The 21,636-nt window shown below is 74.8% G+C and carries 13 protein-coding genes; 4 read left to right on the forward strand and 9 right to left on the reverse strand.

The features are described from left to right. The first annotated feature begins 242 nt into the window (after positions 1–242). The 4 genes from ABGA99_RS29750 (at position 243) to ABGA99_RS29765 (ending at position 7,178) form a co-directional block, all read left to right on the forward strand. Positions 243–419 carry a hypothetical protein gene (locus ABGA99_RS29750; protein WP_347580604.1) on the forward strand — a complete coding sequence of 59 codons (177 nt, stop codon included), beginning with the start codon at positions 243–245 and terminating at the stop codon, positions 417–419. Positions 420–421: 2 nt separating this feature from the next. Next, positions 422–3,460 carry an AAA family ATPase gene (locus ABGA99_RS29755; RefSeq protein WP_347580605.1) on the forward strand — a complete coding sequence of 1,013 codons (3,039 nt, stop codon included), beginning with the start codon at positions 422–424 and terminating at the stop codon, positions 3,458–3,460. Between the two features lie 243 nt (positions 3,461–3,703). Further along, positions 3,704–3,859: a hypothetical protein gene (locus ABGA99_RS29760; protein ID WP_347580606.1), complete on the forward strand. Its 156-nt coding sequence runs from the start codon at positions 3,704–3,706 to the stop codon at positions 3,857–3,859. A 307-nt stretch (positions 3,860–4,166) separates the two neighbouring features. Then, on the forward strand, positions 4,167–7,178 hold the full coding sequence (locus ABGA99_RS29765; protein ID WP_347583846.1) for an AAA family ATPase: 3,012 nt from the start codon (positions 4,167–4,169) through the stop codon (positions 7,176–7,178). Between the two features lie 162 nt (positions 7,179–7,340). Here the strand turns inward: ABGA99_RS29765 and ABGA99_RS29770 are convergent, their stop codons facing one another. The 9 genes from ABGA99_RS29770 to ligA all read right to left on the reverse strand — a co-directional run bounded on the left by ABGA99_RS29770 (position 7,341) and on the right by ligA (position 21,626). Continuing rightward, complete coding sequence (locus ABGA99_RS29770) at positions 7,341–10,358, reverse strand: AAA family ATPase (RefSeq protein ID WP_347580607.1); 3,018 nt, start codon at positions 10,356–10,358, stop codon at positions 7,341–7,343. Between the two features lie 34 nt (positions 10,359–10,392). Next, complete coding sequence (locus tag ABGA99_RS29775) at positions 10,393–11,031, reverse strand: hypothetical protein (protein WP_347580608.1); 639 nt, start codon at positions 11,029–11,031, stop codon at positions 10,393–10,395. Positions 11,032–11,066: 35 nt separating this feature from the next. Continuing rightward, entirely contained in the window at positions 11,067–13,301 is a 2,235-nt protein-coding gene (locus ABGA99_RS29780) for an MMPL family transporter (protein ID WP_347583820.1), read from the reverse strand. Positions 13,302–13,425: 124 nt separating this feature from the next. Continuing rightward, positions 13,426–14,919: an Asp-tRNA(Asn)/Glu-tRNA(Gln) amidotransferase subunit GatB gene (gene gatB, locus ABGA99_RS29785; RefSeq protein ID WP_347583821.1), complete on the reverse strand. Its 1,494-nt coding sequence runs from the start codon at positions 14,917–14,919 to the stop codon at positions 13,426–13,428. 37 nt (positions 14,920–14,956) lie between these two features. Continuing rightward, positions 14,957–15,196, reverse strand: a complete 240-nt coding sequence (locus ABGA99_RS29790; RefSeq protein WP_347580611.1) for a hypothetical protein — start codon at positions 15,194–15,196, stop codon at positions 14,957–14,959. Next, positions 15,193–16,695 carry an Asp-tRNA(Asn)/Glu-tRNA(Gln) amidotransferase subunit GatA gene (gatA, locus tag ABGA99_RS29795; protein WP_347583822.1) on the reverse strand — a complete coding sequence of 501 codons (1,503 nt, stop codon included), beginning with the start codon at positions 16,693–16,695 and terminating at the stop codon, positions 15,193–15,195. Before gatA ends, ABGA99_RS29790 begins: the two co-directional genes overlap by 4 nt. Before the next feature lie 2 nt (positions 16,696–16,697). Further along, positions 16,698–16,994 carry an Asp-tRNA(Asn)/Glu-tRNA(Gln) amidotransferase subunit GatC gene (gatC, locus tag ABGA99_RS29800; RefSeq protein ID WP_347580613.1) on the reverse strand — a complete coding sequence of 99 codons (297 nt, stop codon included), beginning with the start codon at positions 16,992–16,994 and terminating at the stop codon, positions 16,698–16,700. Between the two features lie 169 nt (positions 16,995–17,163). Then, on the reverse strand, positions 17,164–19,317 hold the full coding sequence (locus tag ABGA99_RS29805; RefSeq protein WP_347580614.1) for a bifunctional diguanylate cyclase/phosphodiesterase: 2,154 nt from the start codon (positions 19,315–19,317) through the stop codon (positions 17,164–17,166). 149 nt (positions 19,318–19,466) lie between these two features. After that, complete coding sequence (gene ligA / locus ABGA99_RS29810) at positions 19,467–21,626, reverse strand: NAD-dependent DNA ligase LigA (RefSeq protein WP_347580615.1); 2,160 nt, start codon at positions 21,624–21,626, stop codon at positions 19,467–19,469. Between the last annotated feature and the right edge of the window lie 10 nt (positions 21,627–21,636).

Genomic DNA, 21,636 nt, shown 5'->3' on the forward strand with positions numbered 1-21,636 from the left:
ACGCGGACGGGCGCGGCGCCGGCCCGACACTCGCCGGGAGCCGGGCGCGGCAGGGGCCGCAAGGGTCGTATGAAGGGGTCGTAAGAGGGGGCCTTAGGCGGCGGGGCCCGGCCGGGGCGGGCATCTAAGGCGCCGGGTGCGCAGAGATGAGGAAGTCGCCCGATGTGCCGCACCCCCCTGGGAGACGAGTCTTGAGGCACAGGGAGAACACGGCGGGAAAGCCGACTCACAGGGGAGCGAAAATGTACGACTACGAGATCCACCGGGCCCGGTCCGCCGAGCTGCGCCGCGAGGCGGAGCAGTACCGGATGGCGCGCGGCGCCACCGCCGCCCGCCGGGCGCGCCGCCGCGGCGCGGCCGGCAGGGGCGGGCCGGGCGGGGCCGCCGCCGGCCGCGGGAGCTGGGTGAAGGCGGCCTGAGCATGGCCGCCCCGCCGGCACCTGTCGCCGGGGCCGAGGCGCATGACATCCTCGGCGGCGTGAGAGCCGTCCGCCTCAGCCCCGTACTCGCAGGGCGCACGGAAGAACTGAAGATCCTCGACGCCGCGCTCGCCCGCGCCTCCGCGGGCGAGCCGCAGGCGTTCGTGGTGGCGGGCGAGGCCGGCGTCGGCAAGACCCGGCTGGTGGAGGAGTTCCTGGCCGCCGCGCGGGCGGCGGGCGCGGTGACCGCGGCCGGCGGCTGCGTCGAGCTGGGCGCGGACGGGCTGCCGTTCGCCCCGTTCACCACCGCCCTGCGGGTCCTGCAGCGCGAGCTGGGCGACGACGCGATCGCCGCGGCCGTCGGCGGCCGCGAGGACGAGCTGTCCCGGCTGCTGCCCGACTCCTCGTACGTGCCCCCGGCGGGCGCACCGCCGCAGGAGCGCGACGGGCGCTCCCGTCTGTTCGAGCTGACCGCGCAGAGCCTGGAGCGGCTGGCCGCGGACCGCACCGTCGTCCTGGCCCTGGAGGACCTGCACTGGTCCGACCGCTCCACCCGCGAGCTGCTCTCCTACCTCTACCGCACCCTGCAGGCCACCCGGCTCGTGCTGCTGGCGACGTACCGCTCCGACGACATCCACCGCCGCCACCCCCTGCGCCCTTTCCTCGCCGAGCTGGACCGGCTGCGCTCCGTACGCCGCATCGAGCTGGCCCCGCTCAGCCGCGACGAGGTCGCCGCCCAGCTCACCGGCATCCACGGCACCGTGCCCACCCCTACCCACGCCGACGACATCTTCCGGCGCAGCGAGGGCAATCCGTTCTTCGTCGAGGAGCTGTCGGCCAACCCCGACTGCAGCATCAGCGAGTCGCTGCGCGATCTGCTGCTCGTCCGCGTCGAACGGCTGACCGAGCCCGCGCAGCGGGTGGTACGGGTCGCCGCGGAGGCCGGCAGCCACGCGGAGCACGCGCTGCTGGCCGCGGTCACCGGCGAGGGCGAGGACGCGCTGCTGGAGTCGCTGCGCGCGGCCGTCGCCGACAACGTGCTCGTACCCGACGAGGACGGCGAGTCGTACCGCTTCCGGCACGCCCTGCTGCGCGAAGCGGTCCGCGACGACCTGCTGCCCGGCGAGCGCTCCCGGCTCAACCGCCGCTATGCCGAGGTGCTCCAGGCCGACCCCACGCTCGTCCGGGCCGAGCAGCGGCTCACCCGCATCGCCCGCCACTGGCACCACGGCCGGGACAGCGCGCGGGCGCTGCCCGCGGTGCTGGCGGCGGCGGTGGAGGCGCGCTGCCGGCACGCCTTCGCCGAGCAGTACGAACTGCTGAAGCGGGCGATGGAGCTGTGGGACGACGTGCCGGCGGAGCTACGCGCCCGGCTGCGGCCCGCCGACCGCATCGAGGACTACGAGACGGGCGCGGACACCCCGCTCACCGAGCTGGACCTGCTCGCCGAGACCGTCGTCGCCGCCCGGCTCGCGGACGAGCGGGAACGGGCGCTGGCGCTGACCCGGCGCGCGCTGGAGGCCATCGACGAGGCCGCCGAGCCGCTGCGCGCGGCGTGGTTCTGGGTGCAGCGGCACTGGCTGGTGGAGGACCTGGCGCGCGGCGACGGCCGGGCGGAGCTGGACCACGCGCTGCGGCTGGTACGGGACCTGCCGCCGTCCCGGGTCCCGGCGCTGGCGCTGACGGCCGCGGCGAGCTGGGAGATGCTGCACCGGCCCGGCCGGCCCGAGGGGCTGGCGGCGGCCGAGCTGGCGGTACGTACCGCCGCCGCGGCCGGCGAGGAGAACCTGGAGCTGAACGCGCAGGTGATGCTGGGCATCCACCTGGAGGACTCCGGCCGGGAGGAAGTGGGCCTGGACATCCTGCGCGGGGCCCGCGACCGGGCCCGGCGCAGCGGCGACTACACGGCGGCGGCGCGCGCGGAGCTGAACCTGTCCGCGGCGCTGGAGAACCTTGGCCGCTCCCGGGAGGCGGCGGAGGTCGCCGCGGACGCGGCGCGGGCGGCGGCCAGCCGCGGGCGGCGCGACAAGGTGGCGTTCTCGCTCGGCAACCAGATGGACTCCCTGGTGGCGATGGGCCGTTGGGACGAGGCGGAGCAGGTCGCCGACCGGGCGGAGCGGGACGCGGTCGTCGCCCTGACGTACGGCAACCTCGTCCAGGCCCGCGCCCGGCTGGCGCTGTTCCGCGGCGACGTCGCGCGGGCGGAGGCGCTGCTGGCCACCGCCCGCGACCGGCTCGGACCGCAGCAGACGCAGCCGCAGATGGCGATCCCGCTGAGCACGCTGACGGCGGCGGTCGCGGCGGCGCGCGGCGACCTGACGGGCGCCCGCGAGGAGGCCGCCCGCACCGTCGACGCCGGTCTGGCGCCGGGCGTGCACCGGTACGCGTGGCTGCTGCTGGAGGTGGCGGCAGAGGCCGAGGGGGACGGGCGGCGGGTGCCGGCGTTCGCGCGTGGCACCGCCGCGGCGCTGGCGCGGATCCGTCACGCGGCGGCGGGGCTGTCCTGCTCGGCGCCGGTGTGGGCGGCCCACGCGCTGCTCCTGCGGGCGCAGTTGGCCCGCGCCGCCGGCGACCCCGACCCGGCGCCGTGGGCCGCGGCGGCGGCCGCGTTCGAGCCGCTGGACCGGCCCTACGAGCTGGCCCGGGTACGGCACCGGTGGGCGGAGGCGCTGCTCGCCTCCGGCGACCGGGACGGCGCCGCGCCCCTCCTCGCCGACGCCCACACGACGGCCGGCGCCCTCGGCGCGGTCCCCCTGCGCACGGCGGTCACGGCGCTGGCCTCCCGCGCCCGGGTGTCCCTCGGCGGCCCGGACCCGGCCCCGGCGGACCCGGTGCGGGCGCTGGGGCTGACGTCGCGGGAGCAGGAGGTGCTGAAGCTGGTGACGGCCGGGCGCAGCAACCGCCAGATCGCCGAGGAGCTGTTCATCTCACCGAAGACGGCGAGCGTGCACGTCTCCAACCTGATGGCCAAGCTCGGCGTCTCCGGCCGCGGCGAAGCCGCCGCGACGGCACACCGCCTCCGGCTCTTCGAGGACGCGTAGAACGCTCGGCCGCGAGCTGCGGTTTCGGGTCGTCTGAGGCGTGCGGCGGCGGGCGTAAGGCACCTCAGGCCCCCGGTGGCGGCGAATCCCCGGGGGCCTTAGGCATCTACGCGCGCGTAGGGGGTCCGGGTAAGGCGGTGGGCGCGCAGAGATGCGGAAGTCTCCCGATGTGGCGGACCCCCCTGGGCGGCGAAGCTGGAGTCACACAGCAGGAGACCAGCCAAAACGCCGGGGAGTAAAGAGATGTTCGCGTACCAGATGCACGAGACCCGCTCCGCCGACCTGCGCCGCGAAGCGGCGGAGTACCGCCTCGCCCGCGAGGCCGCAGTCGCCCGCCGGGAGCAGCGCCGCGCGGCCCGCCGGGCGCGCGTCCTGGCCCGTTGGGTGAAGGCCGCGTGACGTGGCCGGCGGTGCGACCGATCAGCGTGCGGCCCGGGCCGCGGGAACGCGAGACCCCGCACCCGGACCGCAGGACCCCGGGCGGCCGGCCGCTGCCCTTCTGCTGAGCAGCGGCCGCCGTCCCCACCGAAGACCGGAGAGGGGACCGGGCCCACGGCCCCGGACCGAGCCACAGAGCGCCCACCCGCGCACCGCGGGTCGGGCGCTCTCGCCGTCCGCGGCCCCTCCCCCGTGGCTTTGCCGGGCTGCCCCCGTGTCGTAAGGCTGTGCGATGCTCTCAACTGTGACGATCTCGTGCGTGAGCCCCGTGCTCGTCGGCCGGGCCGACGAGTTGCGCTCCCTCGGCACCGCCCTGGAGCGGGCCGGTGCCGGCGCGCCGCAGGCCCTGCTGGTCGGCGGCGAGGCCGGGGTGGGCAAGACCCGGCTGGTGGAGGAGTTCGCCGACCGCGCCGAGCGGGCCGGCGCCGTGGTGGCCGTCGGCGGCTGTCTGGAGCTGGGCGCCGAGGGGCTGCCGTTCGCGCCGTTCGCCACCGCGCTGCGCGCGCTGCACCGCGCGCTCGGCGACGAGCTGGCGCAGGCCGCCCGCGGCGGCGAGGCCGAGCTGGCCCGGCTGCTGCCCGAGCTGGCGGGTGCCGGCGGCGCGGAGGAGCCCGGGGACCGGCACGACGTCGAGGCCAAGGCCCGCCTCTTCGAGCACGCCGCCCGGCTGCTGGAGAAGCTGGCCGCCGAGCGGACGGTGGTGCTGGTGCTGGAGGACCTGCACTGGTCGGACCGCTCCACCCGCGAGCTGCTGGGCTACCTCATCCGGTCCCTGCAGGGCGCCCGCGTCGTGCTGCTGGGCACGTACCGCTCGGACGACATCCACCGCCGCCATCCGCTGCGCCCCTTTCTCGCCGAGCTGGAGCGGCTGCGCACGGTGCAGCGGCTGGAGCTGGCGCGCTTCTCCCGGCAGGAGGTGATCGGCCAGCTCACCGCGATCCGCGGCGTCGGGCCGCTGCCCCACCTGGTGGACACGATCTTCCAGCGCTCGGACGGCAATCCCTTCTTCGTCGAGGAGCTGACCGCCCTGCTGGACTGCGGCGGCTCGCCGGACGCGCTGTCGGAGTCGCTGCGCGACCTGCTGCTCGTCCGGGTCGAGACGCTGCCGGAGGCGACGCAGCGGGTGCTGCGGACCGCCGCGGAGGCCGGCTCGACCGTGGAGTTCGGGCTGCTGCTCGCGGTGTCGGGGCAGGACGAGGAGGAGCTGATCGAAGCGCTGCGGCCCGCGGTCGACGCCGGCATCCTGATGCCCGCGGCGGGCGGCCCCGGCGCCGACAGCTACCGCTTCCGGCACGCGCTGCTGCGCGAGGCCACCGGGGACGACCTGCTGCCCGGCGAGCGCTCCCGGCTGCACCGGCGCTACGCGGAGGCGCTGGCGGCCGACCCCTCGCTGGTCCGCGCGGAGGAGCACGCCGCCCGGCTGGCCAGCCACTGGTACGCGGCCCGCGACCCCGCCCGGGCGCTGCCCGCCGCGCTCAAGGCGGCCGACGAGGCGGGGATGAGGCACGCGTTCGCCGAGCAACTGGCCCTGCTGCGGCGGGCCGTCGAGCTGTGGGACGAGGTGCCGGAGGAGCAGTTGCGCGAGCTGCCCGCCGCGCGCTACGCCGAGTCGTATCCCCTGTGCCGCTGCGCCGACCAGCCCCATCTGCACTTCGTCGACCTGCTGGCCGAGGCCGCCGTCGCCGCCCGGCTGGACGACTCGCACGAGCAGGCGCGCACGCTGACCCGCCGGGCGCTGGAACTGCTCGACGAGGAGGCGGAGCCGGAGCGGGCGGCATGGTTCTGGCTGGAGCGGCAGTGGCAGGTCGTGAACAGCGGCGGCGCCGACGGCTGGGCGGAGCTGGGCAAGGCGCAGGAGCTGGTGGCGGACCGGCCGCCGTCGCCGGTGAAGGCGGACGTGCTGGCGACGGCGGCGCTGTGGAAGATGCTGCACAGCCCCGATCCGGCGAGCATCCCGCTGGCGGAGAGCGCGGTGGAGCAGGCCCGGCTCGTCGGCGCCGCGGAGGTCGAGCTGCACGCGCGGATCACGCTGGCCACGCTGCGTACGCACGCCGCCGACGTCGCCCGCGGCATCGCCGAGCTGTACGAGCTGCGCGACGCCGCCGACCGCAGCGGGGCCCCGACCGTCATCGGCCGGGCGCACAACAACCTCGCGTCCGTGCTGGAGATGACCGGCAGGTCCCGCGAGGCCATCGAGGCGGCGCGCGGCGGTCTCGCGGCGGCCAGGAAGCAGGGCCTGCGCGACTCGATCGCCTTCATCGGGTGCAACATGGTCGACGCGATGATCTCCGTCGGCGAGTGGGACGCCGCCGAGGGAGACCTCGCCCGGCTGCGGTCGTACGGGGCCCAGGCCCGTACCCGCGCGTTCGCCTCGCTGGCCGCGGCCTGGCTGGCGCTGTACCGCGGGGACGTGGACCGGGCCGGGGAACTGCTCGCCGAGGCGCGCGAGGAGGCGGGCGCGAGCCAGGCGGAGCCGCAGGGCGCCTTTCGCATGGTGCAGATCGGGGCGCGGATCCTGATGGAGCGCGGGCGGTACGACGAGGCGCGGGCGATGCTCGCCGAAGGGCTGGTGAAGCTGCCGGAGCTGGGGCACGAGTCGTATCTGTGGCAGCTCCTGGTCTCCGCGGCGGCGGCCGAGGGCGACGCGCGCGGGCTGCCGGGGACGGCGGCGGGCCGCGACGAGCTGCTGGACCGACTGGAGCGCGCGGCGGGGCAGTTGGACACGCCGACGCCGATCTGGGTGGCGTGGCAGCGGTACTTCGTCGCGGAGCTGGCCCGGGCGCGGGGCAGCTCCGAGGTGGCCCCGTGGGAGGTGGCGGCGTCGGCGCTGGAGCCGCTGGAGCGGCCGCACGAGCTGGGCTGGGTGCGGTACCGGTGGGCGGAGGCGCTGCTCGCGGGCGGCGCGGCCGTGCCCGTACGAGAGCAGGCGGCGCGGCTGCTCGGGCAGGCGCATGGGGCGGCGCAGGCGCTGGGCGCGGCGCCGCTGCGCGACGGCGTCGAGCAGTTGGCGGCGCGCGCGAGGATCCCGCTCACCGGGCCGGGCGAGGCGGCGGCGGGGCCGGAGGACCCGGTGGAGGCGCTGGGTCTGACGGCGCGGGAGAGGGACGTGCTGCGGCTGGTCACGGCGGGGCGGAGCAACAGGCAGATCGCCGAGGAGCTGTTCATCTCGCCGAAGACGGCGAGTGTGCACGTGTCGAACCTGATGGCGAAGCTCGGGGTGTCCAACCGCGGAGAGGCCGCGGCGGTGGCGCACCGGCTGCGCCTCTTCGAGAGCGCCTGACACCCCCGGCTCCCCCGGGGTGGCGGGCGCCGGCCCGTCCCGGGGACGGAGAGGGCCCGGCGGGCATGGTCGCGGGGCGCCGTCCTGCACCGCCCCGGGTTTCCCCGTCACCGTACGGGTCCGGCAACCGCGCTCCGCGACGCGCGACCCGACCCGCGGCGGTCAGTCCTCGAAGAGCCGCAACCGGTGTGCCATCGCCGCCGCCTCGCCCCGGTTCGACACCCCCAGCTTCGCCATCAGGTTCGACACGTGCACGCTCGCGGTCTTCGGCGCGATGAACAGCTCCTCGGCTATCTCGCGGTTGCTCCGCCCCGCCGCCACCCGCCGGAGCACGTCCGTCTCCCGGGCCGTCAGGCCCAGCGACTCCACGGGGTCCGCCGGCGGCCGGGACGCCGGGCCGAGAGGGACGCGGGCGCGGCCGGCGAGTTGTTCCACGGACTCGCGGAGCGGGGCCGCGCCGAGGCGGACCGCCGTCGCGTGCGCCGCGGCCAGCAGGGGGGCCGCGGTGTCGCGGGCCGCCGCGCCGCCGCCCGGGGCGCCGACGAGCAGCGCCTCCGCCCGGCGGTACCCGAGGTGCGCCAGCGTGTGCGGGTGGCCCAGCGGTTCGTACGCCGCGACGGCCGCCGCCCAGACGGCGGGGTCGGTGACCCCGCGGGCGCGGGCCAGTTCGGCGGTGAAGAGGCGGAACAGCGGCGTCCAGAGCGGTCCTTCGGCCGGCAGGCCCGCCGCCGCGTCCGCCAGCCGCGCCACGATCTCCGCACGCCGCGCCTCCGGCACGCCCGGCACCCCCGCGACGTCCCCCGCCAGCCGGGCACCGGCGACGAGAAGTTCCCAGACGTACGTCTCCTGGCCGGACAGCGGCAGCAGAGCGAGGTTCCCCTCCAGCAGGTCGAGCGCATGTGGCGCCTGGCCCAGCGTCCGCAACGCACTCATCTCCACGACGGCGAACGGCAGTTCGTACTGCGGCTCGCCGTCGTTGCGCCCCCGGTACCGGCGGGCCGCGGCGATCAGCTCCGGCACCAGCTCGAACTCTCCGCGCAGCAGCGCGAGCTGGGCCCGCCGCAGCGCCACCGACGCGCCGCTGCGCGAGCCGGCCGCGTACCGCTTCCACTCCTGGCGCACCTGCTCGGCCCGGTCCCACTCGCCCAGCGAGGTCAGCGACTCCACCACGTTGAGCGCGGCGAAGGCCGCGGAGTCGTACAGGCCGCGGGCGTACATGTCCTTCATGCCGGCGAGGCCCGCCTCGACCGCCTCCGCGGACCGGCCGGCCTTCTCCAGCGCGTCGCACAGGTTGATGCACGCGCGGCTCATCTGGCGGAACGCGCCCCGTTGCCCGGCCAGATCCCGTATCTCGTACAACTCGGCGATCCAGGCGTCGGGGTCGCCCTTGGCCGAGCGCAGCGTGCACAGCGTGATCCGCGCGCCCAGCTCGACTTCCACGGCGCCGGCCTGCCGGGCCAGCTCGACGGCGCGCTCGGCGAGCGCCATGCTGTCCAGGTCGGAGGCGTGCAGCAGCTCCCACATCGCCACCTGCGCCAGGACGTCGGCGTGGGTGGCCGAGGCCGGCAGGTCGCGCACCAGCTCGTGCGCCCGGGTCAGCTCCGCGCGGCCGTCGCCGCGGCCGGCGAGCGCGATGAGCTTGGAGCGCTCCAGCCAGAACCAGGCGGCGCGCAGCGGATCCCGCGTCTCGTCGACGACCTTGAGCGCCTTCTTCACGAACTTCAGCGCCGGCTCCCACTGGCCGTCAAGACGGGCCGCGAACGCGGCGTGCGCCAGCAGGTCGACCAGGTGCAGTTCGATCTCCTCCGGCCGGTCCCCGCAGCCGCACGGCGGATACGACTCCAGCGGGCCCTGCGGCGGCAGCCCGCGGCGCTCCTCCGGCGACACCTCGTCCCACAGCTCCAACGCCCGCTCCAGCAGCTTGAGCTGCTCGGCGTAGGCGTGCCGGGCACGGGTCTCCAGGGCGGCGTGGAGCACGGCGGGCAGGGCCTTGGCGGGGTCGCGCGCGTAGTACCAGTAGCTCGCCAGGCGGGTCGCCCGCTCCTCCGCCGCGACCAGCGAGGGGTCGGCCTCCAGGGCCTCCGCGTACCGCCGGCTGAGGCGGGTGCGCTCGCCGGGCAGCAGGTCGTCGAGCACGGCCTCGCGCAGCAGCGCGTGCCGGAAGCGGTAGGCCTCGCCCTCCTCGTCGGGCACCAGCACGTTCGCCCCGACGGCGGCGCGCAGGCCCTCGATCAGCTCGTCCTCGCTGAGGCCGGAGACGACGGCGAGCAGGGCGTGCGGGACGCGCGTGTTCCGCGCGGCGAGGCGCACGACGCGCTGGGCGCCGTCGGACAGCGCCTCGACCCGTACGAGCAGCAGGTCGCGCAGGGAGTCGCTGAGGCGGCCCGCGTCGTCGCTGAGGGCCAGCTCCTCGACGAAGAAGGGGATGCCCTCGCTGCGCGCATACACCTCGGCGGTCAGCTCGCGCTCGGGCTCGGTCACGCCGCGGATCCCGGCGAGCTGGCTGCGCACCTCGTCCTCGCTGAGCCGGGCAAGCTCCAACCGCTGCACGGAGCGCAGCCTGTCCAGCTCGGCGAGGAAGGGGCGCAGCGGATGGCGGCGGTGGACGTCGTCCGAGCGGTACGTCATGAGGACCACGAGGCGGGCGCCCTGGACCGAGCGGACGAGATAGCCGAGCAGCTCGCGGGTGGAACGGTCCGCCCAGTGCAGGTCCTCCAGGGCCAGCACCACGGTGCGTCCTGCGGCCAGCCGCTCCAGCAGGCCGACGGTCAGCTCGAAGAGGCGCGCCCGGCTGTCCTGGCCGTGCGGCTCCTCGGTGACCGGGCCGAGGTCGGGCAGCAGCCGGGCGAGCACCGGCTCCTGTCCCGCGGCCAGCTCCGTCAGCTCGGCGCCGACCTTGCGGTGCAGCATGCGCAGCGCCGTGGCGAACGGCGCGAACGGCAGGCCGTCGGCGCCCAGCTCCAGACAGCCGCCGACCGCGGCGACCGCGCCGGCCTCCTGCGCGGCCTCCAGGAACTCGTCCAGCAGCCGGCTCTTGCCCACGCCCGCCTCGCCGCCCACGAGCAGCACCTGCGGCTCACCGAGCGCGGCGCGGGCGAGCGCGGCGTCAAGGGTCTTCAACTCGGCATGACGGCCTGCGAACACCGGACTGATGGATCGGCTCTGCACGCTGTCGAGCATCGCACGCTGCACTGACAGCGTGGAATCGGTTTTCTCACTGGCCGGGCACGGTGGGCAGGTCGGTGAAGACGTCGAAGCGCATGACGGCCGCGATCACCAGCCCGAGCGCACCCAGCACCAGCCCCGCGACGGCCACGGCCCGTACCCACACCACGGGCCGCAGGGCGCTGTCGCCGAACGCCGGGCGGACGAGCACCGCGGCGGACACGATCAGGGCGACGACCGCGGTGAGGCCGTTGAACAGGGCGATGGTGTGCCAGGGGGTGCCGTACGCGGCGGAGATCTGCTCGGCTGCGGTGCCGTTGGCGGATTCGAGCTGGCCGGTCAGCTCCCGGCGCGCGGAGACCAGGTCGGCCAGCCAGGTGCCGGTCAGCGAGGCGAGGCCCAGGGCGGCGCCCACGAGCGCGGCGGCGCCGGCGGCCACGCCGGAGGAGGCGCGGGCGGCGGGGGCCGGCTCGCCGGGCTCGTCGTCGTCCGCGTCGGGGTCGTCGTGCCCGCCCGGCGCGGCGGTGTCCGCGGGGTCGCCGGCCGCCGCGGTGCCGTCGTGCGCGGCCTCGTCGGCCGGCGCCTCCGCCGTGCCGGTGGTCTTCGCGGTGCCGCCTGCCCCCGTGGCGTCCGCGGCGTCGTTCCCGGCGGCGTCGGCCGCCTCGTCGGTCTTCGATAGTGCAGTCATGCCGGGCACCGTAGGCGGCCCGTCTGAGAGGAGTATTAACGTACGGCCGTCTCCTGCGGCAGCCCGATGTGCTCGGCCGCCGCCGGCTCCCCGGGCCCTTCGACGCCGATGCGCGGCAGCCGCCGCTCCAGCCAGCCGGGCAGCCACCAGTTGGCCCGGCCCAGCAGGTGCATCAGCGCCGGCACCAGCAGCGTGCGCAGCACGAAGGCGTCCAGCGCCACCGCCGCGGCCAGCGCCACCCCGAACATCGCGATGATCCGGTCTCCGCCCAGCGCGAACGCAGAGAAGACCGCGATCATGATGAGCGCCGCGCAGTTGATGACCCGGCCCGTCTCGGCCAGCCCGACCCGTACCGCCCGCCGGTTGTCGCGGGTCGCCCGCCACTCCTCGTACATCCGGCTGACCAGGAAGACCTGGTAGTCCATGGAGAGCCCGAAGAGCACAGAAATCATGATCACCGGCAGGAACGGCTCGATCGGCCCGGTGGCGCCCAGCCCCAGCAGCCCGCTCCCCCAGCCCCACTGGAAGACCGCCACCACCACCCCGAAGGACGACGTCACGGCCAGCACGTTCATCAGCGCGGCCTTCAGCGGTACCCCCACGCTGCGGAACGCCACCAGCAGCAGCAGGCAGCCCAGCGCGATCACGACGCCGCCGAAGAGCGGCAGCTTGCCGACGATCACCTCGGCGAAGTCGTCCTGCCCCGCCGTGATCCCGCCCACGTGCACCTCCATCGAGGTGCCGTCGGCGGCCTCCGGCAGCACGTCCGAGCGCAGCCGGTCCACCAGGTCCGACGTCGCCTCGTCCTGCGGCGCGGTCTCCGGGGTGACGGTGATCATCCCGGTGCCGCCGCCCTTCCCGTGCACCGCGGCGGTGGCGTCGGCGACGCCCGGGGTGCCGCGCAGCGTCTCGGGCAGCGAGTCGAAGGCCACCCGGTCGCCGGCCCCGTCGAGGTGGGCGACGAGCGTGAGCGGGCCGTTGCTGCCGGGGCCGAAACCGTCGGCCATCATGTCGTACGCCTGTCTGGTGGTGGCGCTCGCGGGATGGTTGCCCTGGTCGGAGCTGCCCAGGTGGAGCGCCGCGACGGGCAGCGCGAGGACGCCCATCAGCACCAGCGCGAGCGCGCCCAGCAGCCGCGGCCGGCGCTCCACCAGGGCCGCCCAGCGGGCGGCGAGCCCGCGCGGCACCTCGGGCCGCGGGCCGTGCTCGACGAGCGCGCGCCGCTCGCGGCGGCTGAGCGCCTTCATGCCGATGACGCCGAGCAGCGCCGGCAGCAGCGTGATCGAGGCGGCGACGGTGAGCACGACGGTCAGCGAGGCCGCGACCGCGACGCCAGTGAGGAAGTTCAGCCGCAGCACGAGCATGCCGAGCAGCGCGATGCACACGGTGACGCCGGCGAAGACCACGGCCCGCCCGGCCGTGGCCACGGCGCGCTGCGCGGCCTCGCCGACCGGCAGCCCCTCGCGCAGCCCGCGGCGGTGTCTGGTGACGATGAACAGGGCGTAGTCGATGCCGACGCCGAGGCCGATGAGCATGCCGAGCATGGGGGCGAAGTCGGCGACGGCCATGGCGTGGCCGAGGAGCGTGACGCACCAGTACGCGGTGCCGACGCCGACGAGCGCGGTGGCGATCGGCAGCGCCATCGCGGCGAGCGAGCCGAACGCGACGAAGAGCACGACCGCCGCCACCACCACCCCGACGGCCTCGCCGTAGTGCACGGACGGCGCCTGGAGCAGCCCGGCCCCCTGGCCGCCCACGGCGACCTCCAGACCGTCTCCTGCCGCCGCCCCGGCGGTGTCGACGACCTTGCGGACGTCACCGGCCGCCAGGTCGTCCACGGCGCCGTCGTACGTGAGGGTGGCGTACGCCGTGCGCCCGTCGGCGCTGGCCGCCCCGCCCTCGCCGGCACCGTTCCCGGTGGCGCCGCCGGTCTCGTCCGCGGCGTACGAGCCGTCGGGACCGGTCACGTCCGCGACCCCGGGGAGCCCGGCGATCTCCGTCAGCGCCGCGTCCATCCGCGCCGTGGTCTGCGCGTCGCGCACCCCGCCGTCGTCGTGCCAGACGACGGTGTCCGCGACGCCGTCCATGCCGGGGAACGCCTCGGCCATGAGCACCTGTGCCCGCCCGGACTCGGTGCCGGGGACGTCGTAGTCGTTCGAGTACGCCGGCCCCAGCAGGACCGCCGCGACGGCGGTCCCGGCGAAGGCGGCGAGCCAGAGCAGGACGACGATCAGGCGGCGGCGCAGACACCACCGGGCGAGACCGGACACGGGCGGCTCCCTGAGATATTCACGATCTTTCAGGGAGGTCGGCCCTCAAAGACTCCTGCACCTGCGCTGCCACTGTTACAGGTGCGGGAGATCGTTTGTCCGGTGAGTGGCTTTTTTCACACGATCAGTCCGCTACGCCCAGCTTCTCCATGATCAGCTCCCGGGCGCGGGCGGCGTCCGCCTGGCCGCGGGTGGCCTTCATGACCGCGCCGACCAGTGCCCCGGCCGCCTGCACCTTGCCGCCGCGGATCTTGTCCGCGATCCCCGGGTTGGCGGCGATGGCCTCGTCGACCGCGGCGCCGAGCGCACCCTCGTCCTTGACGATGGCCAGGCCGCGCTTGTCGACGACCTCGTCCGGGGTGCCCTCGCCGTCGAGGACACCGGTGATGACCTGGCGGGCCAGCTTGTCGTTCAGCTTGCCCTCTGCGACCAGCGCCGCCACCCGCGCGACCTGCTCGGGCGTGATCGCCAGCGCGGGCAGCTCGACGCCGTCCTCGTTGGCCCGCCGCGCCAGCTCGCCCATCCACCACTTGCGCGCCGCCGTGGCGTCCGCGCCCGCGTCGATGGTGGCGACGATCGGGCCGATGGCGCCGGCGTTGAGGATGGACTGCATGTCGTGCGCGGAGACGCCCCACTCCTCGCGCAGCCGGTTGCGGCGCAGCCGCGGCAGCTCCGGCAGCCCGGCGCGCAGCTCCTCCACCCACGCGCGGGGCGGCGCGACGGGCACGAGGTCGGGCTCGGGGAAGTAGCGGTAGTCCTCCGCCTCCTCCTTGGTCCGGCCCGAGGTGGTGGTGCCGGTGTCCTCGTGGAAGTGGCGGGTCTCCTGGACGATCTTGCCGCCGCCGTTGAGGACTTCGGCGTGCCGGACGACCTCGGAGCGCACCGCGCGCTCGACGCTCCGCAGCGAGTTGACGTTCTTCGTCTCACTGCGGGTGCCGAAGACGGTGGCGCCGGCGGGCATCAGCGAGAGGTTCACGTCGCAGCGCATCTGGCCCTGCTCCATGCGGGCCTCGGAGACACCGAGGGCCTTGATCAGCTCCCGCAGCTCGGCCACGTACGCCTTCGCCACGTCGGGCGCCTTGGCGCCGGCGCCGGTGATCGGCTTGGTGACGATCTCGATCAGCGGGATGCCGGCCCGGTTGTAGTCCAGCAGCGAGTGCGAGGCGCCGTGGATCCGCCCGGTGGCGCCGCCGACGTGGGTGGACTTGCCGGTGTCCTCCTCCATGTGGGCGCGCTCGATCTCGACCCGGAAGACCTCGCCGTCGACCTCGACGTCGAGGTAGCCGTCGAACGCGATGGGCTCGTCGTACTGCGAGGTCTGGAAGTTCTTCGGCATGTCCGGATAGAAGTAGTTCTTCCGGGCGAAGCGGCACCACTCGGCGATCTCGCAGTTGAGCGCCAGGCCGATCTTGACCGCGGACTCCACGCCCGTCTCGTTCACCACCGGCAGCGCGCCGGGCAGGCCGAGGCAGACGGGGCAGGTCTGGGTGTTGGGCCCGGCGCCCAGCGCGGTGGCGCAGCCGCAGAACATCTTGGTCGCGGTGCCGAGCTCGACGTGGACCTCCAGGCCCAGCACCGGCTCGTACGTCGCGAGGGCGTCCTCGTACGTGACAGTCACAGCTCTCTTCCAGCCTCTCGACCCCGGCGCGGCCCGCTCAGCCGGCGAGGATGTCGTCGTCGTTCATCCGGCGCAGCTCCCGCACCAGCAGGGCGACGCCGGTGGCGATGGCGGCGGCGGACACCGCGGCGTCGAGCTGGCGCAGCCGGTCCTCGTCGAAGCGCGCCTGCCTCATCTGCTTGGCGACGCCGATCACGCTGAAGAGCGTGGACGTGAGGGAGATGTACACACCGGTCTTGGACTTCTTGAAGTCCTTGGCCTTGGCGAACTTGCTCATAGGGCGGGTGCCTCCTCCAGCAGGGGGTGGCCCCACCGGTCGGTGAACGCGGCCTCCACCGCGGCACCGACCTTGTAGAGCCGGTCGTCGGCCATGGCGGGGGCGATGATCTGCAGCCCCACCGGGAGCCCGTCCTCCGGCGCGAGGCCGCAGGGCAGCGACATCGCGGCGTTGCCGGCGAGGTTGGACGGGATGGTGCACAGGTCGGCGAGGTACATCGCCATCGGGTCGTCGACCCGCTCGCCGATCGGGAAGGCGGTCGTCGGAGTGGTCGGCGAGACGAGCACGTCGACCTGCTCGTAGGCGCGCTCGAAGTCGCGGGTGATGAGGGTGCGGACCTTCTGCGCCGAGCCGTAGTAGGCGTCGTAGTAGCCGGAGCTGAGCGCGTACGTACCGAGCATGATGCGGCGCTTGACCTCGGGGCCGAAGCCCGCCGCACGGGTCAGCGAGGTGACCTCCTCGGCGGAGTGCGTGCCGTCGTCGCCGGTGCGCAGGCCGTAGCGCAGGCCGTCGTAGCGGGCGAGGTTCGAGGAGACCTCGGCGGGCGCGATCAGGTAGTACGCGGCGAGCGCCTTGTCGAACGACGGGCAGGACACCTCCACGACCTCGGCGCCCAGCTCGCGCAGCAGCTCGACGGCCTCCTCGAAACGCTGCATGACACCCGGCTGGTAGCCCTCGCCGCGGAACTCCTTGACCACGCCGACGCGCATCCCGGCCACCGAGCCGTTGCGCGCGGCCTCGACGACGGGCGGGACGGGGGCGTCGATGGAGGTGGAGTCCATCGGGTCGTGGCCGGCGAGCACTTCGTGCAGCAGCGCCGCGTCCAGCACGGTGCGGGCGCACGGGCCGCCCTGGTCGAGGCTGGAGGAGAACGCGATCATCCCGTACCGCGAGACGCCGCCGTAGGTCGGCTTGACGCCGACGGTGCCGGTGACGGACGCGGGCTGGCGGATGGAGCCGCCGGTGTCGGTGCCGATGGCCAGCGCCGCCATGTACGCGGTGATGGCGGCCGACGAGCCGCCGCCGGAGCCGCCGGGGATACGGGTGAGGTCCCAGGGGTTGCCGGTGTGGCCGTAGGCGCTGTTCTCGGTGGAGGAGCCCATGGCGAACTCGTCCATGTTGGTCTTGCCGAGGATGACGACGTCGGCTTCCTTCAGCCGCCGGGTCACGGTCGCGTCGTACGGCGGGATCCAGCCCTGGAGCATCTTCGACCCGGCGGTGGTGGGCACCCCCTCGGTGGTGAAGATGTCCTTGAGCGCCAGCGGCACGCCGGCCAGCGGGCCGAGCTTCTCGCCGCGCTCGCGCTTGGCGTCCACGGCCCGCGCGCGGGCGAGCGCACCCTCGCGGTCGACGTGCAGGAAGGCGTGCACCTTCTCGTCCACGGCCTCGATGCGGGCGAGATGGGCCTCGGCCACCTCGACGGCGCTGACGTCGCCCGCGGCGATCCGCGCGGCCGTCTCGGCCGCGGTCTGCCTGATGATTCCCGAGCTGTCCGCCACGGTCACTCCTCCCCCAGGATCTGCGGCACCTTGAAACGCTGCTGCTCCTGCGCGGGCGCGCCGGAGAGCGCCTGCTGCACGGTCAGGCTCGGCCGGACGGCGTCCGGGCGCATGACGTTCGTCAGGGGCAGCGGGTGGGAGGTCGGCGGTACGTCCTCGCCGGCCACATCGGCGACGCGGGCGACCGCGCCGATGATGGCGTCGAGCTGGCCGGCGAAGTGGTCCAGCTCCTCGCCACTCAGCTCCAGGCGCGCCAGCCGGGCGAGGTGGGCGACCTCCTCGCGCGTGATGCCAGGCATGCGGGTCATCCTCACAGGGTGGTGTGACGGTTTCGGGGCAATCCTATGGGGCGCGGGCCGGTGCGCCCGACCGGGTTTCCCGGCGGGGCGGTTCCGGCCGCCCGTACGGTCGCCCCGGCCGCACGGGACACATCGGCCGACCGGGTGCGCTACCGCGCCCGGCCGCCGGTCACGTCACCGGTTTCACCGGCTCCTCCGCCTCGTCCGGTTGCTGCACGGCCCCGGTGGCCGCGGGCTCGTCCGCCGCGGCGCCGCCGGCGGACGCAGCGGCCGGCAGCGCCTTGACCCCGGCGGGTCCCGGCCCGCGGGCGCGCAGCCAGGCCGTGGTCTCGGCCGGCGGCATGGCGGCGGCGACGAGCCAGCCCTGCACCGCGTCGCAGCCGAGGTCGCGCAGGTGTTCCCAGGTCTCGTCGTCCTCGACGCCCTCGGCGACGACGCGCAGCCCGAGGGAGTGCGCGAGGTCGACGGTGCAGCGGACGATCTCCAGGTCCTCCGGGTCGACGGCCAGCCGGGCGACGAACGAGCGGTCGATCTTCAACTCGCTGACCGGCAGCCGGCGCAGATGGACCAGCGAGGAGTAGCCGGTGCCGAAGTCGTCGAGCGACATCTTCACGCCGTGCCCGGTGAGCCCGGCCAGGGTGTCGGCCGCGCGCTGCGGGTCCTCCAGCAGCACGTGCTCCGTTATCTCCAGTTGCAGCGCGCCGGGCGGCACACCGTGCCGGGCGAGGCGGGCGGCGACGGCGCCGGCGAAGCCGGGCGTGTGCACATCGCGCGGGGAGACGTTGACGGCCACGGGGACGTGGAGACCGGCGGCGCGCCAGTCGGCGACCTGGGCGAGCGCGGTCTCCAGCACGTACTCGGTGAGCACCGGCATCAGGCCCGAGGTCTCGGCGATGGCGATGAACTCCTCCGGGTTCACGTGCCCGCGCTCCGGGTGCGCCCAGCGGACCAGGGCCTCCAGGCCGACGACACGGCCGTCGAAGCCGACCTTCGGCTGGTAGTGCAGCGCGATCTCGCGGGCCTGGAGCGCCCGGCGCAGGTCGCCCAGCAGACCGAGCCGGTCGGGGGTGTTGCCGTCGCGGCGTGCCTCGTAGACCTCGACGCCGCTGCGGTCCCGCTTGGCCTGGTACATCGCCACGTCGGCGCGCTGGAGCAGGCCCTCGGTCTCGGTGGCGTGCTCGGGGTAGACGGCGACGCCGGCACTGGCCTCCAGCACCAGGCTCATCCCGTCGAGATCGAGCGGGGAGCCGAGGGCGGCGACGAGCGTACGGGCCACGCGCTGGGCGCTGGTGGCGGAGTCGGTCAGCGGGATGAGCACGGCGAACTCGTCGCCGCCCAGGCGCGCGGCCTCCGCGCCGCGCGGCAGCGCGAGCCGCAGCCGGCCGGCGAGTTGGAGGAGCAGCCGGTCGCCGGCGCGGTGGCCGAGGGTGTCGTTGACGGCGCGGAAGCGGTCGAGGTCGATGAGGATGAGGGCGGCGCGGCGGCCGGTGCTCTCGGCCTCGCCGAGGGCGTGCCAGGTGCGTTCCAGCAGCCACTGACGGTTGGGCAGCCCGGTCAGCGGGTCGCGCAGCTGCTCCTCGGCGCGGGCGCGGGCCATCCACAGGCTGGAGTCGAGCGCGATGAGCGGCACGGCGAACAGCGGCAGCAGCACGGGGGTGTTGACGGCCACGACGATGATGAGCGGCGCGATGCCGAGCAGCGCGGCGCCGCCGAGGCCCTGCCGGGTGAGCGCGGCGCGGGCGAGCAGGCCGGGGCCTTCGCGGTGGCCGGGGTCCGCGTACCAGGTGAGCACGCGGGTCACCAGCACGTACGACAGGGCGGCGGCGATCAGCTCGGGCAGCGCGTACACATCCCAGGAGCCGGGCTCCCAGGGGCGCTCGACCGTCGGGTGCTCACCGCAGGTCCACAGCACGACGGCGGCCGTCGAGACGCCGAGGATCTCGACGGCCCCGTGCAGCGGTGCCTGCCTGCGGTCCGGGCGGCGGACGAGGGCGACGGCGAGGATGACCAGCAGGCTGATGATGACGGCCGGGGTCCAGCCGTAGAGCAGCAGCACGGCGAGGGTGAGCGCGGCGGCCGAGCCGTTGCCGCCGGACCAGCGGTCGCGGCCGGGTGCGACCAGATGGGCGATGAGGAGAGCCGTCAGGACGAGAAGGCCCCAGCCCGCGGTTCCGCGCGGGAAGGGCGCGTGGCCCTGCCGCAGCCCGTGCAGCACCCCGATGGCGAACACCAGGCCGCCGGCCGCCTGCGCCAGCCACGGCAGGGCGGGCAGCACCAACCGGCGCAGCACCGGCGCCGGTTCCGTGCTCTCCGTCGGTCGCATCCCGTCCCTCTCACCGCCTGGGCGCGCGTCGGCGCGCCCATCCACACTAGGCCGCGAAAGCCGGTCTGGGGCGCCGATCGGCTGCGGTCGCCCGATTGCCCCCGACTCGCCGGGTTTCGGTCAGCACTCGAACAGGCCGCGCCCGGCGGCTACTCGGGCGGTGGCACGGCGGCCTCGCGGGCGGCGTCGGGTCCCTGCTCCAGCAGGATGGCGAAGCCGGCGTCGTCGAGGATCGGGCGCTTCAACTGCACGGCCTTGTCGTACTTGGACCCGGGGTTGTCGCCGGAGACGACGAAGTCGGTCTTCTTCGAGACCGAACCCGTCACCTTGGCCCCGCGGCTCTGCAGTGCCTCCTTCGCGCCGTCCCGGGTGTGCGACTGCAGTGTTCCCGTGACGACGACCGTCAGACCCTCCAGCGGACGCGAACCTTCCGATTCCTCCGCCTCCTCTTCCATCCGGACGCCCGCCGCCCGCCACCGCTCGACGATCTCGCGGTGCCAGTCCTCCGCGAACCACTGCGTCAGCGAGGCCGCGATCGTCGGCCCGACGCCCTCGGCCGCGGCCAGCTCCTCCTCGCTCGCCGCCATGATCCGCTCGACCGAACGGAACTCGCGGGCCAGCGCCTCCGCGGCGACCGGGCCGACGTGCCGGATGGAGAGCCCGGCGATGACCCGGGCCAGCGGCCGGTCCTTGGCGGCCTGGATATGACCGAGCATCAGCTCGGTGTTCTTCTTCGGGTTGCCCTCCTTGTTGGCGAAGAAGGTGACGACCTTCTTCTCGCCCGTCTCCGGGTCACGCTTGGGCAGGCCGGTGTCCTGGTCCAGGACGTACGACTTGATGGGCAGCAGGTCCTCGACCTTCAGGTCGAACAGGCCGCCCTCGTCCCTGAGCGGCGGCTCCGCCGGCTCCAGCGGCTGGGTGAGCGCGGTCGCGGCGACGTACCCGAAGTTCTCGATGTCCAGGCAGCGGCGGCCGGCGAGATAGAACAGCCGCTCGCGGAGCTGGGCCGGGCAGGACCGGGCGTTGGGGCAGCGCAGGTCGACGTCGCCCTCCTTCATGGGCTTGAGCGCCGTGCCGCACTCGGGGCACTCCGCGGGCATCACGAACTCCCGCTCGCTGCCGTCCCTGAGGTCGGTCAGCGGGCCCAGGATCTCGGGGATCACGTCACCCGCCTTGCGCAGCGCGACCGTGTCGCCGATGAGGACGCCCTTGGCCTTGACCACGTCCTGGTTGTGCAGCGTGGCGAACTCGACCTCGGAGCCGGCCACCGTCACCGGCTCGACCACCGCGTACGGCGTGACCCGGCCGGTGCGCCCGACGCCGACGCGGATGTCGACCAGCTTGGTGTTGACCTCCTCCGGCGGGAACTTCCAGGCGATGGCCCAGCGCGGCGCGCGGGACGTGGAGCCCAGGCGGCCCTGCAGGGCGATCTCGTCGAGCTTGACGACGACGCCGTCGAACTCGTACGCCACGTCGTGCCGGCGGTCGGCGTAGCCCGCGACGTAGGCCCGTACGCCGTCGATGCCGTCGACGACCTTCGTGTACGGCGAGGTGGGCAGGCCCCACTCCTTGAGCAGGTCGTACGCCCCGGAGAGCCGGTCGAAGCGGGCGCCTTCGAGCGCGCCGATACCGTGGACCACCATGTGCAGCGGACGGGAGGCGCTGACCTGGGGGTTCTTCTGGCGCAGCGAACCGGCCGCGGAGTTGCGCGGATTGGCGAAGGGGGGTTTGCCCTCGGCCACCAGGTCCGCGTTGAGCTGCTGGAACTCCGCGAGCGAGAAGAACACCTCGCCGCGGATCTCGACGAGGTCCGGGATGTTCTCCCCCCGCAGGCGGTGGGGGATCTCGCCGATGGTGCGGATGTTCGGCGTGATGTCCTCGCCGGCGCGGCCGTCGCCCCGGGTGGCACCGCGGACCAGCCGGCCGTGCTCGTAGGTCAGGTTGACCGCGAGGCCGTCGACCTTCAGCTCGCACAGCAGGTGGTACGGCTGGGGGTCCAGCTCCCTTGCCATCCGGTCGGCCCAGGCGTCCAGCTCCTCGTCCGTGAACGCGTTGTCCAGGGAGAGCATCCGCTCGCGGTGCCGGACGGAGGTGAAATCCGTCTCGTACGCCCCGGCGACCTTCTGGGTCGGCGAGTCCGGTGTGCGCAGCTCCGGGTGCCGCTCCTCCAGCGCCTCCAGCTCCCGCAGCAGCTTGTCGAAGTCGGCGTCGCTGACGACGGGCGTCGTCACGTAATACCTGAAGCGGTGCTCCTCGATCTGCTCCGCCAGCAGCCGATGCCGCTCACGCGCCACGCTGTCCGTACTCACACCGGGCCTC

This window comes from Streptomyces sp. B5E4 (assembly GCF_039871555.1).
Lineage (GTDB): Bacteria > Actinomycetota > Actinomycetes > Streptomycetales > Streptomycetaceae > Streptomyces.

Coding starts and splice junctions, on each gene's coding strand:
- ABGA99_RS29770 (WP_347580607.1), bottom strand. CDS start 10,358: ATGCTCGACAGCGTGCAGAGCCGATCCATCAGTCCGGTGTTCGCAGGC.
- ABGA99_RS29790 (WP_347580611.1), bottom strand. CDS start 15,196: ATGAGCAAGTTCGCCAAGGCCAAGGACTTCAAGAAGTCCAAGACCGGT.
- gatC (WP_347580613.1), bottom strand. CDS start 16,994: ATGCCTGGCATCACGCGCGAGGAGGTCGCCCACCTCGCCCGGCTGGCG.
- ABGA99_RS29750 (WP_347580604.1), top strand. CDS start 243: ATGTACGACTACGAGATCCACCGGGCCCGGTCCGCCGAGCTGCGCCGC.
- ABGA99_RS29805 (WP_347580614.1), bottom strand. CDS start 19,317: ATGCGACCGACGGAGAGCACGGAACCGGCGCCGGTGCTGCGCCGGTTG.
- ABGA99_RS29760 (WP_347580606.1), top strand. CDS start 3,704: ATGTTCGCGTACCAGATGCACGAGACCCGCTCCGCCGACCTGCGCCGC.
- ABGA99_RS29755 (WP_347580605.1), top strand. CDS start 422: ATGGCCGCCCCGCCGGCACCTGTCGCCGGGGCCGAGGCGCATGACATC.
- ABGA99_RS29775 (WP_347580608.1), bottom strand. CDS start 11,031: ATGACTGCACTATCGAAGACCGACGAGGCGGCCGACGCCGCCGGGAAC.